Source organism: Paenibacillus intestini (genome assembly GCF_030803945.1).
Classification (GTDB): domain Bacteria; phylum Bacillota; class Bacilli; order Paenibacillales; family Paenibacillaceae; genus Paenibacillus; species Paenibacillus polysaccharolyticus.
Map to the genome: position 1 here is coordinate 306,726 of NZ_JAURUN010000004.1, position 14,029 is coordinate 320,754.

Below are 14,029 nucleotides of genomic sequence, written 5' to 3' on the forward strand. Positions count from 1 at the left end.
ACTGCTTCAAAAAATAAAACCCGCTCACACAAATTAATGTGCAAACGGGCATTTCATTGGTGTATTCCCTGCCTGTGACTGTTTGGCTTCATCGGACGCATGCTCTCGGTCGTTTTGATGATCCATGTTCTCATGGTGCTTATGGTGTTGCTCACTGATACCGACATCTGCGGCAACAGCCATCCCATCTTGAAAGCTGTATGCAGGGTCCTGATGAAAAAAGTTCGGCTTCACAATCTCATTAAGGTAGGTATTGTGAAAAATATGAGTAGTGGCTGGGGACACTGGTGGAATCAGCCACACCCAGTCTCCGGTCAGCTCGCGTCCAGCCTTTTCTTCCCGCTGTTCAAACAGAGCAAACTGTGATGCAGCTGTATGGTGGTCCACGATACTCACGCCGGCCTTCTTAAATGAATGTAGCACAGCAACATTAAGCTCCACCAGAGCCCGATCTCTCCAAAGTGTCGTTTCACTCGACGTGTTTAACCCTAGTGCAGCAGCTACATCTGGCAACTTGTTGTATCGGAATGTATCGGCAAAGTTTCGCGCTCCGATCTCCGTTTCCATATACCAACCGTTAAACGGCGCAGCCGGGTAGTTAATGCCTCCGATCTCGACCCGCATATCCGCAATCATTGGCACACCGTACCAACGCAGGCCGAGTTCAGCAATCTCCACTCGCTCCGGGTGCTCAATCTGCACTTCGATGATCTCCTGCTCTGGTATTACATACCACTCTGGGGCCTGTCCTTGAGCTTGAATAATGATCGGCAACACATCATAATCGCCTCCAGCTCCCTGCCAGCCGAGCGAATTGGCCGCTTTGGTCAGTTCAATGGAAGCAGGATCACCCACAATACCTTGCGCTGTCTCATATCCAGCATAACGGATCAACTGATGATTCCAGATACGGATGGGGGCTCCAACTGGGCCTTCTGGCGGCAAGAGGGTAATCGTCGGGATGATCTTGCCTCCGTTTGAAGCGTTATGGATATGATCCAGTACGGCCTGCGCAGCCACTCCTGCGGTATCAGCATGACGTGCATCCACAATGCGCAGCTTGTCCCAAAACAGCCGCCCGATACAGCGGTTGCTGTTCCGCCATGCCATTTTGCAGCCATGTTCCAGTTCCTCTGCAGTATGGGTATAGGTTCCCGTTTTGTCCATCTCTTGCTTAATGGCAATAAGCCGGGCCTCTGCGTCTTTACGCGTATGGCCCAGCTCTTCATAACTAGTATATATAAACCGTTCAGCTTCTTCCTGCAATCGATCCAGGTCTGTCCGCATTTCTCATTCCACCATTCTGTACATCTTGGATGCCATTATTATACGGGAAGCACACCGGATTTGTAAGCGAACGGGACGTTTGTTCACGGACTCTACATATCGTTGTCAGGGCACAGGTTAGCCTAGATTATTTGCCCAAAAATGCGTTTAACATCCAGATCTCTTTATCCAGCGCAGCAGTGAATCCGATCATCATGTCTTCTGTCGCATTGTCTTCTGCTTCTCCAGCTTCATGAATGCCTTGGCGAATCACATCAAGCATTGCATTCAGATCGGCAACAACATGTTCAACCATCTCTTCAGCAGACAGTTGTCCTTGTGCCTCCACAATTGGTGAAAGGCGAAGTTGTTCTGCAATCGTTGCTACAGGACGACCACCAATGGTCAGAAGGCGCTCAGCAACCTCGTCCATATTCGCTGTAGCCAGGTTGTACAGTTCTTCAAATTTGGCATGAAGTGTGAAGAAGTGTGGTCCTTTGACATACCAATGGAAGTTGTGCAACTTCGTGTAGAGGACAGACCAACCTGCGATCTGACGGTTCAATACCTCTTGAAGTTTAGCTGTGTTTGTTACAGAAGTGTTTGGGTTAGTTTGGATTGTACTCATGGAATTTATCCCCTTTCGAATATCTCATTTTAGTTTTGTTTGTCATATGATTTGTTTGGAATCGCTTCGTTATTCTTTTCTTTTAATTTAGACTTAATCTAAATCTTGTTTTAATTATAGCACTGACTATATACTTTGAAAAGAGCTTTGACCTCTCTTCCAAATGAAGATTCCATGAAGCCGGGCTTCATGATGAACTTTTGGGTGCTTCCACTATGAACAAGGCTGCTCATGTAGTTATACCGCCAACCTTACCGACCTTCAGTGAACATTCTCACACGTCTGAGTGAAAACAAAAAACAGCCCTTCATCTGCAATCACAGATGACAGGACTGAATGCCTTGTTAGAACATGATCATTATTTAGTTAGTTCTTAGAAGTGCTTCGATTCTCCGAGTTCCCGCCTATGAACGAACCTGTTCAAACGTAAGAAGATGACTGATTTCCTCGTAGTTCCGTGCCGTAAAATGAGGTTGATGATCCGATTCGGGCGATGCCTCACGGTGATTAAACCAGATGATCTTCCAGCCTGCATCCACCGCTCCGGCAACATCGTTGCGCCACGAATCTCCAATATAGTAGCTATGATCAGCTGTTGTTCCTGTCTGCTTGTTCACATGCTCAAACAGTCTGCCGTCCGGTTTCGCATAACCGATTTCACCGGAAATAAAGACCAGTTGCTCGTCCACCAGACCGAACACATCTAGCGCTTCTAACTTACGCCGTTGATGCTGACCTTCTCCATTCGTAATTAGCCCCACCGTATGTCCCTCCGCTTGAAGTCTGCGAATAAGATCATATGCTCCTTGGAAGGGAGTAATCTGAAACTGTCTGCTCAAATACCTTCGTTGCAGTTCTTGCGCTTGTCCAAGCTGCAGTTCAATCCCAAAATCAGCCATCGTTAGCTCGAATCTACGGCATCTCATACGCTCTACTGCATCCGGTTCAGGAACTGCTGATAGGTCTTCCTGTGCAGATAACCAGTCACTGTAGTACCGAAAACGATGATATGCCAATGCATAATCAAACGATTCCGGCAATCCGAGCACCTCCTTCAATGCTCCCCGAAGCGGCTGTAAGTGATCATATAAGGTATCATCTACATCGAAAAATATGGCTTTGGCTGTACGTGCGGTGTCCATCATCTGTGCTTGTCCTCCTGATCTGCTCTCTCTAATCTAATTCAAGTTCTAATCTATTCGTAGTATCTATTTAACACGTATTCTAAACTACTAATTATCAATTCATATGTAATCAGTGTAGTTTAAGAATGAGGGGGATTCAAGATGATTACCGAATCGAGAATTGCTCCAACAAGTTTAAAAGAGCAACTTAACAATTCCTCAAATTAAAACCTCACTGGCGAGATGATATCGGCTACACAGACAATGATCCTTTGCTGCACCGCTCATCAAGGCAAGAACAACCCAACCATTAAGTTGAACGACATGGATAACACATCTTGCGTAGAAGACAGAATGAACCTGGAGTAACGAAGGGTTCGCCTTTATCCACAGATTTCCACCTTAATTAAAGGCAAAAAAATTTTTGGGGATAACAGCAATCCAATGGTCTTCCTGATTTGCGAAGAATTGACTGTGTTACGAAGGGCTATTTCGACTTAAAATACAAAAAGAAAAGCATTCTTGTATAAACAAGAACACTCTTCTTCCTAAACAGAGGAAAGCGACACCCGCTGCCGATACATCATCGGTTTCTGCTTCAGAATCAATCCGAAGGCAGACACCAGAATATGAATTTTTACGGAGATAGAGCGTGAATCGGATTACGCCGCTGGATGTCACCGCAAAAATGAATTCTGCTGATCCATCCTAGGCCTGTTCCAGAATCACATTCGTGATCGCTCACTGGGTGGACGCATCATATTTCCGCAATATAGCTTAAATAGACAAACCCATGTGTTGCTCGAGCTTCTCCCGGAATTTCTTCTTATATAAGACTATGTTCTGATCAATGGTCACTCTCAGGAGAGTTGTACCAAATCCGAATAGCTCCTTCGAGATTTCGTTATAACCATTACTGTTGCTTCAGCACCCACTTTTGATGCTCGTTATCTTCAAGGAGTTCACCCATCACCAATTTTGACCCGTCCTCAGTTATGCCGAGTACGTTCCCATTATGAGCACTGGTAATGCGTATCGTCCCATCCTCGTTCTTGGAAATGTGCCAACGTTGATTCGCATACCCGAGATACGAATAGAGCTGAATGCGATTCTGTCCTACATCCCAATCCAGCGCCATTCCGTTCAAAGTTCGAATAGAGTAAGAGCCAGACTCATCCCCAGTTGGTACCAGCACCCATTTGAAACCTCCACTTACATTCTCTGCCTCACTAGTAACCTTTATACCTTCTCCTTCATCAGTTAGAACAGCTTGAATCACAGCAGAACGTCCTGCGTTACGAATGATCACCTGCTCCAACTCGGCTTTCTTCCTATGGGTTGCATTCACATGCTGAAAGGAGGCACTTCCTCCAAATACATGAACACCGAAATGTCCTTCCGCAAACGTCCCATCCTGAATGTCCATCATTCGCTCTCCATCAACATCAACCCGAATCCGGGGACCATCTGCCTGAATTCGAATATGATACGGTTGATCCTTACGAATGAATCTCGGAACTTGGGCAAGTACCTGCCGATTTTCGAATCTCCCGTTTACTTTATAAAAAAGTCGGACGGCCTTCATGTTGGGGTCCACATTCAAGTAATAACCGCTTCGTCCATCCTCGCTTGCACGGAATATAACAGAGCCTGCTCCCCCCTGTGCACCCAGCTTCAGGTCCACATCATATTGGAAATCTCCTGCCGTTTCCTGAGCAATATACTGTGCATCACCGCTTGAATTGCCCTGCATACCTTGGTCAGTAACAAACCAATCGGCAGATGATATATCCGACTTCCAGCCAGATAGGTTGGTATGAAATGTGCCACTGGATACCACAATAGGGATTATGGCAGAAGCTTTACCATTAGCCGTCGAGGCCGTCACCCAGACTTTTCCTTTGCCTACAGCACGAACCAGCGCTTTTGCTTGGTCAGAATGAACGATCTTCACCACTTTAGGATCACTTACTTTCCATTTCAACGGTTGAACACCTTTTCCCGGTCCGCCCTCCACCGTCGCGTACAACGTATGGGTCTGCCCTATACTCGCTGTTCTTCTATGAGTATCTGCAAAGACTTGAATCCCGGGAGATGTGCCCTCTTTCCACATATTGTCCAAGGCGTACACCTTCATGGAACTCACCTTCACTTCCCCGCCAAGGCTATAGAAAGCCATTGTTCTTCCCGCCGGGTCTGGAAAAATGACATCCGAGAAAACAACCTTGCCATCATTGCCAAAGACCTCAACGGAGGACTCATCCACAAATAAGTGTAGTTTAACCTTCTGGTTCTCCAGTGGTAACGGAGCCTCATGAACTTTGGTGAACAAGTCGGAAAAGCTCACGTCCCCCGAGGCAGTACGGTCCACAAACATATTTTGCTGATCCACCCTGTATCCTACTGTGGTTTTCTGCCCCTCCCCTTGACGCAGATGAAAACCGAACTCGGTTACAGCACGGTTAGCCGGAATTTCCACTTCGACTTCAATTTCATATGCTCCTGCGGTAAGGCCATCAAGCGGATTTTGAGATTCAGGTGCTACCCTCAACTGTTCCGTGCTGTACAGGTTTTGCCGCAGTGTCTGAAGCTCATGGATTGGTGTTTGTACCAAACGAACTCCTTCGTTCGTGGTTCGAAGTGATACTTCTCTCGGTATGGTTAGTTGCCCTTTCCAGGTAGAGGTTGGAAAGGCAAACGGATAATCCCAATTCGTCATCCATGCAAGCATGACTTTCCGCTGATCAGGCATATTTGCAAAGGACATCGATGCGTAGAACTCCTTGCCGAAGTCCGTCCTTAGCACCTGACCTGCCGGAAGATCATTCAGAAATTTCCCTTCCGCTGTCAGCTCGCCCACAAAATATTCTGCATCAGATCCCTGAGTTTGGGGATTCGCACCTGTACTGATCATCAGCACCCACTTCTGCTGCCCCGTTCCATCTACAGGTAGCTGAATGAGATCGGGACACTCCCATACACCACCACGAACGTATTTGCCGTATCCGAAGTTATCGGTTAACGTCCAATCGAGCAGATTCGTAGATGTAAAGAACCGGATGTGATCTCCGCCAGACACAACCATCATCCAGCGGTTATGCTCCTCATCCCGTACAACCTTGGGATCACGGAAATCCCAGCTTCCCGGATCATCGCCATTCTGGCCAGGATTATCAATCACGATTGGACGATCTGAAGCATACTGCCAATTCCGACCTTGATCGGTGCTGTACGCGAGACCGATACGCTGATTGCCGCCAGGTTTATCCGGATGATAGGAAGTATAGTACGCAATCAGACCTTTCCCACCTGAATTCGTGAACAGACCCGATGTATTGCTTAGATCAGCAACCGCTGATCCCGACCACACATGACCCTGATCATTCCAAGGCAAGGCAATAGGTAAGCGCTTCCATTTTATAAGATCAGTACTCACCGCATGAGCCCAGGTGCCTCCATCCTGATGAAACAGATGATACTCCCCTTCGTAATAGACCAGTCCATTCGGATCACTGACCGATCCCCGAATCGGAGAATAATGGTACTGCGGTCGATAGTTCTCCTTGTAGTAATTGGACTCTTCCGTCACAAAGATATCCTGAAAATAAGCCATACCTTGTTGAACCACAAGTCCGACATTCCCCTTGGCATAACTCGTGTCTGTGACCTCAACAGCCGGAGGGCTGTAACCATCCACATACACCTGAATCGAGCTACCCGAAGCTATAATTTCGATGTGATGCCTCGCTCCCGGCTCACTTGGGTACTTCAGATTCGAAGTGGCGAGTACAGTACCATCTGCTTTTCGAAGTTGTACCTGAACTTCTTCTCCTTCCTTCATCAAAAGTGCTTCATATCCTTTCGTTCCGTCTGTATTTGCCCTGATTAACAATGCCGCCGAGGAACTTGCATTCGTATGTGCCATGGATATATTTCCCTCATATACAAAATCAGATGCCATCTTCTCGTAAATAACCCTTCCTTTTCCCGGAGCGTCTCCCGTCCCTCGATAACCTTTCACATCCGGCTGCCAATCGCCTGTACTGTTAATTATTTTGCCTATGTTGTTATTCATGGTACTCACCTGCACATTCTGGAATAAAGCCGATCCATCCCATACATGGAGCCCCAGATGTCCTGAAGAATAGGTACTGTCCTTTACATCCATTACCGGGTCATACCGATTATCCCAATATACCAGAAGGCTCCCCCCGTCCGCTTTTACCTTCAGATGATAGATACCTCCCAATTGCAGACTCGTCTTATGTTCTACATTTAATGTTCCCGGCTGCCCGCTTGCATCTCTTAGACGTATCACACCAGCCTCTGGAACGACTTGAAGCATATAGGAAGACCAGCCTGTATCATTGGATCGAAAAATAAGACTGGCATCAGCCTTCATATTCTGAATCTTCACATCAGCTTCATAAATAAAATTATCGGCTCTTGTGGCTGATACAGCCATTACGTTCTCCCCTTCATCCGAAGTCAGATGGAGTCCTTCATCCGTATCTTCCAGACTGCCTCTACCTCGTAATGTCCAATCCGATAGATTGGTATCTGCTTTGGACCCATCAGTCAACACGGCACTCCCCTTTCCCTGTTGTTTCGCTAATCCCTCAGATGTCTGCTTTCCTCCTTGCTGAGTATCCCTATCGGTATCCGTTAGAACGGCGGTCGAATATACTCCTGCAGAAGATGAACCAAGGACACATGATAATAGAACACAACTGATGGATCGGAAGATCCATTTCATGAGCATTCCCTCTTTTCCTGTTGTAGTGGATGACACAAAAATCCCATAAGGGATGGCGCAGCAGTCTCTTCAAGCGAACATTTCGCATACATTCAGCCTTGCGACTTCCCATGCAAAACGCTGAAGCAAAAGTAAACCTGCAACCATCTCCTATGGGATACAAAGGATCAAATACTATGGATTCAACATGGCTTGTTGCTGAACGCTTCCAACCCCAATGCAAGAGCACCGCATAGTCCGGCGTGCTGTCCCAATCCGGGTTGGACAATATATTGGTCGATATGTTGCGTGATCTGAGCTGCATTCAAATATCCATTCAGGTTCTGTACAACCCGCTCCCGGATCATGGGAAGCAGATGATGTTGCTGCATCACTCCACCGCCCAAGATGACCTTTTGCGGCGAATGAAGCAGTATCGCGGTCGTAACAGACTCTGCAATGTAAAAGGATTCTATCTCCCATGCCGAGTGGTCTGCTGGAAGTTCACTACCTGGACGCTGCCAGCGGGCCTGAATGGCCGGGCCTGCAGCCATCCCCTCCAAACAGTCTCCATGATACGGGCATAATCCGGCAAAATGATCCTCTGGGTGCCTTCTCGTCCGGATGTGGCCGCCCTCAGGATGCAATAATCCATGCACGCGCTTGCCACCCGCCACAAGTCCGACCCCAACACCTGTACCGATGGTGTAATACACACAGTTGTCCATGCCTTGCGCTGCTCCCCAGGTGACTTCCCCTAGGGCAGCTGCATTCACATCCGTATCCCATCCGAATGGAATCGCGAATTCACTGTTCAAGGTTCCGACAACATTACAGTTTTCCCAGCCCGGCTTCGGAGTCGTTGTAATGTAGCCATAGGTGGGACTGCCCGGTTGCAGATCAATAGGACCAAAGGAGCCAATACCGATAGCTGCAATGTCTTTATTCCTGAAATAGTCGATAACCTTCGCAAGTGTGGTATCCGGAGGTTCCGTTGGAAAGCTGCACCAATCTTCAATTTCCCCTTGTTCGTTACCTATTCCGCAGACAAACTTTGTTCCGCCCGCTTCAATAGCTCCTATCCGCATTTCCCTGTCCCCCCTTGCGCTCATTTCGACTGACCTTTGGCTTGGATAGGGGATATTTCATAGATATGAAGCGAATTAAATATCATATCATTCTGTTCGGCATGAACAGCGATTCCTATGGAATCCGCATCCGGATAGATCAGATCGGTAATCACTGCCTCACCGTCATTGGCAAATACCTCTACGGAGGAATGATCCACAAAGATACGCAAACGTTGATTGCCACTCACCGCTTTTAACCCGGCCGTATGCCGACCCAGGAAATGCTCATGGAAATTGATAATACCGGATCGACTGCGATCGACATATACTTCACCCTGCGCGGCGTCCAGACCTACAAGCGTTTCATGATCCGCACCACTTCGTAGTACAAATTGAACGGAGGATGCTGAAGGCCATTCCGCATCAATCTCATAGTTCACAAGCTGCAATGCATTCAACTGCTCGCTTACTTGTCTGATCGACACATTCTGTAGCGACAATACGGGCTTGCGGGCCTGCTCCAGCTCACGTGCAGGATACTGAACCAGCATGACTTCTCCGTCCCTTGTCTCCAATGTCAACTCCCTCGCAATCGTCATTGCGCCGCGGTAATCTTCGGTTGGCGTCTGATTGGCGTACATCCAGTTGCTCATCCAGCCCATAAACAAACGTCTGCCATCTTCTGCCGGAATGTCCGACCAACTGACTCCTGCATAATTATCCCGGCCATGATCTAGCCAGCGAACGGTATGCGAAGCTTCGTCTGGAACAAATACCATTCCATCAAATTCTCCAGTGAAGTACTGGGTTCTGGAGCCTTCCTTGAAGGCAGGATCTGCACCAATGCTAACAAGCATCACCCATTTTTCCTTCCCTGAATCCCCATCTACTGCTAGCGGGAACAGGTCAGGACACTCCCATACGCCGTCATGCGAACCAATTCCTGCACCGAACTCACTGCCAAATGTCCAATCCTTTAGATTAGGAGAATGGTACAGACATACCGTTTGACCACAAGCGATAATCATGATCCATTCCTCAGTCTGCTCATGCCAGAATACTTTGGGATCACGGAAATCCACGAACGACTCATGCTCCAGCACTGGATTACCCTCGTATTTCACCCATGTTCTGCCGCTATCCTTGCTATAGGCGAGGCTCTGCCGCTGAATTGGGTGATCGTTCGGCACTTCTAAATGATGAGTGAAAATCGCTACCAATCCTGGCTCACCATCAAAGAATCCAGAAGTATTGTTCCAATCCACCACTGCACTGCCAGAGAATATCATGCCATGTTCATCCGGGGCCAAAGCCACAGAAAGCTCTTCCCAGTTAAGAAAATCTTTAGTTACCGCGTGTCCCCAATGCATCGGTCCCCATGTGGTGCCAAACGGATGATGCTGATAGAACAAGTGATACTCGCCTTTGAAAAATACCATTCCGTTCGGATCGTTCATCCATTTCTCCTTGGGTGAGAAATGATAGACGCTCCGGTAATCAGAAGTTGAAATTGTAGACATGTTGGTTAACTCCTTTGGACAAACCCGTGGTTGGGGACCCTGCTTCACTCGCACAATAGCTGCTATGTAGGGCAGAGTCCCCCATTCAGTTTGTTTTATTTGTTGTTGCGGTCATATCCCGCTTGTTTAATCTGAAGCCATTCTTGCAATCCAAGACGATCCAGTTCTTTCAGATAAGCGTCCCACTCCTGATCGACCTTTCCATTCTGATACCACTCCGTGCGCATACGAAGTACGTAAGCGAACAAATCCGTCTCAATGGTAGATAGGCGGTCGAGTTCATCAATGGAAAAGAACACGCTTGGATAGACGTTTTCCGCTTTCATGTGTGGAACCATAACTTTATCGAGAAGCTCCATACGCCATGCGGCATCTTCCGGTTTGGTTGTGTATTTACCGTAGTAACTGTCGAGAATCGCCAGCGGTCCTGCAATACTTGTTTTTTGTCTAAGCTCAACAGGAGCAGCGCCTTCCAGCGGAAGATGCTTCAGCATCCCCTTGGCTTCATCGAATTCAAAAATATTCTGCTGTGTCTCATCGCCGTACGTTCCCCAGTTGTTCTGTACCGATTGTAGCGGATCGTACAATTGGTCCACCCATTTCGCTGTTGATTCCAGATTTTTGTTGCTGCTCGTAATGACCATGCGTCCCCGATCCAGGCCGATTCCGTTCGTTCTTGTCACATTGGCCTCGCCACCTGGTCCAGCAACGGGGGGAAGCACATCATAGGTATCATTCATGCCTGTGATGTTGGCCTTATCCCAAGTGAAATACATCCCATACTTGTTGTCTTTGCCCTTGGCCAGATACGTATTCCAATCCTGCTGATATGCTTCCACATCCACAAGACCCTCTTTAACCAGTTCGTGAATGTATTGGACCGCTTCCTTGTAACCTTTATCAGCTGCTGTGAAAACCACTTTGCCTTCATTGGTCACCACGGTATGGTCCCAGTTCTCCCCAAGACCAAATGCCGCAAAGAGAAAGGTCAGGTCTTCTCCACCCGGCTTGTTAATGAAAGACAACGGAATTTCGTCTGCTTTGCCATTGCCGTTCGGGTCCTGGGTTTTGAATGCGATCAACACATCTTTCAGTTCTTCGGTTGTTGTCGGCATCTTCAGTCCGAGCTTGTTCAGCCATTCCACGTTGATCCAGGGTAAGTTATCCACCGCCTGAATCCGTTGTTTGCCACTGCCAAGTTCCTCAATCCAGGGGAACGAATAGATATGTCCGTCCGGAGCTGTGATCATGCTCTTGTACTCGGGTGCTTCCTCCAGCACTTTCTTAAAGTTGGGCATATGTTGCTCAATCAAATCTTCCAGTGGAATGATGGCCCCGTCCTTCGCCAGCTTCAGAAGATCATAATCCCCATAACCTGCATCAAAAATGGCATCTGGTAAATCACCGCTGGCTACCGCCAGGTTTCTTTTTTCTGCAAACACATCACTCGTATAGTTTTTCCAGTTGATATGCACATTGGTTTTCTCTTCGAGTCTTTTGTTAATCAGCTTATCGTTTGGATCAGCGGGGGCCAGCGGAGAGCTCTGGGTTATAAAATTCAATGTCACTTTGCCATCAGGTGACTGGGCTTCACTCGCAGCACCGCCTCCACCCCCGCCACAGGCTGAAAGCAGAAGCATCGTAGACAGCATGGCAATAGATGCGGTAGTAACGGCTTTTGGGGACTTGCTTACTTTTTTCATGATAATGACCTCCTTGGGTTGTGTTGGGTAACAATAATTCTAGCTGTTCATTATTTGAGCGAACCTACCATGACACCCTTCTCGAAATATTTCTGAAAGAACGGATACATGATGATGAGTGGCAGACTCGAAATGACAATCGCTGAATATTTGATCATTTCAGAGAGACGTTTCAGTTCCGCCATGGCCAGTTGATCACTAATCATGCCCGGTGCAGCCTGATTCTGAATCAGAATGGAACGCAGTACGAGCTGTAATGGATGCAGGTTCGGATTATCCAGATAGATCATAGCGTCGAAATAGGAATTCCACTGACCTACAAACGCGTACAACGCGAGGACAAAAATAATGGGTTTGGATAAAGGAATGACGATCTGAAAAAAAATCTTCATCTCAGAAGCACCATCGACATTAGCGGCTTCTTTCAGCTCCCGTGGTACGCCTTTGAAGAAGGTTCTGGACAGAATGATGTTCCAGACATTGACGGCACCAGGTAGGATAATCGCCCACACGGTATCCAGCATGCCTAGATTACGGACAAGTAGATACGTTGGAATCAATCCGCCTCCGAAGAACATCGTAATGATGAATATAATCATGAAAAAACCGCGTCCGGCCAGCCTTTCATCCGACAAGGCATAGCCTGCAAATATGGAGACGGTTACGGTCAGCAATGCAAAGGAAACCGAGTACAGCACCGCATTCGCAAAACCTCGGATCATGGCTGGATTGGACAAAATCATCTGATACCCATCCAGGCTCCAGTCGGATACATTAAAGGATAACCCCCGGTTCAGCAGCACCGTCGGGTCCATAAATGAGGCCACAACGATGTAAACCAGGGGGACGACCACAACCAGTACAGCACAGGTAAGAAAAATCGCGTTTAGTGCGAGGATCAGACGATCGAGTCCCGTATGTTTGACGACCATGGATAACCTTCCTTTCCTTAATAAAGACCTTCGCCTTCATTCAATTTTTTTACGATCAGATTCACAGTAACCAGCAATATGACATTGATGACCGAGTTGAACAATCCCACTGCGGCAGAATAAGCGTAATCCCCGGACTGCAAGCCCACCTTGTAGACATACGTGGCGATAATCTCGGAGGAAGGAAGGTTCATGGACGTTTGCATCAGGTAGGCCTTCTCGAATCCAATGGACATGATCCCACCAGCAGCAAGAATAAAGACGATAGCCATAATCGGACGAATCGTTGGAAGATCGATGTGGCGAATACGCTGAATAAGGTTTGCTCCGTCCAGATTGGCCGCATTGTGAAGTTCAGGATCAACATTAGCCAAGGCAGCAACATAGATGATGGAAGCCCAGCCTGCTCCGGTCCAAATGTCCGACAAAATGTAGATCCAGCGGAAATATTCCGGCTCAGACATGAACATGATCGGCTGACCCGTAATCCATGTAGCAATTTGATTGATCGGCCCTGTCGGTGACAGAAAAATAAACAGCATACCAACAACGACAACCACCGATATGAAGTTGGGTGCATACAGAAACAATTGAATATTTTTCTTCACGCCGGCTTTCCGTACCTGATTCAGCATGAGCGCAAGTATAATGGGAACCGGAAAGCTGAATATCAACCCAAAAAAGCTGAGTTTAAGCGTATTCATAAAAATGACATCAAAATTGGGCGAAGCCAAAAACTTCTCGAAATGCTTTAACCCTACCCACTCACTGCCCATGATACCTTTGATCGGACTAAAATCTTTAAATGCAATAACGGCTCCGTACATCGGGATGTATTTGAAGATAAGGGTCAGGATCAGAGCTGGTGCAAGCAACATATACAAAAAATAATGCTTCTTGAATTGCTGCATCCTGTGGCTGACTGATGTCCTATCTTTCAATGCCCTCCCTGTACCCTTTCGGGTATCCATCGTGTTATCCAACACTTTGACCTCCATTCCATCCTGAAGTTTACAATTGTTTGTAGTAAGGGCTTTCAAATTTACAATTG

The 14,029-nt window shown here is 47.3% G+C and carries 9 protein-coding genes; all 9 read right to left on the reverse strand.

Annotated features, from left to right (window positions below):
• Positions 1-33: 33 nt before the first annotated feature.
• The gene (locus J2T16_RS14565) at positions 34-1,287 is read right to left on the reverse strand and encodes a nitric oxide synthase oxygenase (RefSeq protein WP_221789658.1); all 1,254 of its coding nucleotides are present in this window, start codon (positions 1,285-1,287) and stop codon (positions 34-36) included.
• A 127-nt stretch (positions 1,288-1,414) separates the two neighbouring features.
• On the reverse strand, positions 1,415-1,894 hold the full coding sequence (locus tag J2T16_RS14570) for a Dps family protein (RefSeq protein ID WP_221789657.1): 480 nt from the start codon (positions 1,892-1,894) through the stop codon (positions 1,415-1,417).
• A 404-nt stretch (positions 1,895-2,298) separates the two neighbouring features.
• The gene (locus J2T16_RS14575) at positions 2,299-3,039 is read right to left on the reverse strand and encodes an HAD family hydrolase (RefSeq protein ID WP_260510994.1); all 741 of its coding nucleotides are present in this window, start codon (positions 3,037-3,039) and stop codon (positions 2,299-2,301) included.
• 892 nt (positions 3,040-3,931) lie between these two features.
• Positions 3,932-7,774, reverse strand: coding sequence for a GH32 C-terminal domain-containing protein (locus J2T16_RS14580; protein ID WP_154890235.1), 3,843 nt, complete (start codon positions 7,772-7,774; stop codon positions 3,932-3,934).
• Positions 7,775-7,956: 182 nt separating this feature from the next.
• On the reverse strand, positions 7,957-8,841 hold the full coding sequence (locus J2T16_RS14585; protein WP_154890232.1) for an ROK family protein: 885 nt from the start codon (positions 8,839-8,841) through the stop codon (positions 7,957-7,959).
• 20 nt (positions 8,842-8,861) lie between these two features.
• The gene (locus J2T16_RS14590) at positions 8,862-10,343 is read right to left on the reverse strand and encodes a glycoside hydrolase family 32 protein (protein WP_154890230.1); all 1,482 of its coding nucleotides are present in this window, start codon (positions 10,341-10,343) and stop codon (positions 8,862-8,864) included.
• A gap of 95 nt (positions 10,344-10,438) precedes the next feature.
• Complete coding sequence (locus J2T16_RS14595; RefSeq protein ID WP_154890228.1) at positions 10,439-12,046, reverse strand: ABC transporter substrate-binding protein; 1,608 nt, start codon at positions 12,044-12,046, stop codon at positions 10,439-10,441.
• A 50-nt stretch (positions 12,047-12,096) separates the two neighbouring features.
• Entirely contained in the window at positions 12,097-12,978 is an 882-nt protein-coding gene (locus tag J2T16_RS14600) for a carbohydrate ABC transporter permease (RefSeq protein WP_154890226.1), read from the reverse strand.
• Between the two features lie 17 nt (positions 12,979-12,995).
• Positions 12,996-13,889: an ABC transporter permease gene (locus tag J2T16_RS14605; RefSeq protein ID WP_260510993.1), complete on the reverse strand. Its 894-nt coding sequence runs from the start codon at positions 13,887-13,889 to the stop codon at positions 12,996-12,998.
• Between the last annotated feature and the right edge of the window lie 140 nt (positions 13,890-14,029).

What these genes read in the sequence shown, in the direction of transcription:
- J2T16_RS14575 (WP_260510994.1), bottom strand. Translation starts at nt 3,039, where the DNA reads ATGATGGACACCGCACGTACAGCCAAAGCCATATTTTTCGATGTAGAT.
- J2T16_RS14585 (WP_154890232.1), bottom strand. Translation starts at nt 8,841, where the DNA reads ATGCGGATAGGAGCTATTGAAGCGGGCGGAACAAAGTTTGTCTGCGGA.
- J2T16_RS14600 (WP_154890226.1), bottom strand. Translation starts at nt 12,978, where the DNA reads ATGGTCGTCAAACATACGGGACTCGATCGTCTGATCCTCGCACTAAAC.
- J2T16_RS14580 (WP_154890235.1), bottom strand. Translation starts at nt 7,774, where the DNA reads ATGAAATGGATCTTCCGATCCATCAGTTGTGTTCTATTATCATGTGTC.
- J2T16_RS14565 (WP_221789658.1), bottom strand. Translation starts at nt 1,287, where the DNA reads ATGCGGACAGACCTGGATCGATTGCAGGAAGAAGCTGAACGGTTTATA.
- J2T16_RS14590 (WP_154890230.1), bottom strand. Translation starts at nt 10,343, where the DNA reads ATGTCTACAATTTCAACTTCTGATTACCGGAGCGTCTATCATTTCTCA.
- J2T16_RS14570 (WP_221789657.1), bottom strand. Translation starts at nt 1,894, where the DNA reads ATGAGTACAATCCAAACTAACCCAAACACTTCTGTAACAAACACAGCT.
- J2T16_RS14605 (WP_260510993.1), bottom strand. Translation starts at nt 13,889, where the DNA reads ATGCAGCAATTCAAGAAGCATTATTTTTTGTATATGTTGCTTGCACCA.
- J2T16_RS14595 (WP_154890228.1), bottom strand. Translation starts at nt 12,046, where the DNA reads ATGAAAAAAGTAAGCAAGTCCCCAAAAGCCGTTACTACCGCATCTATT.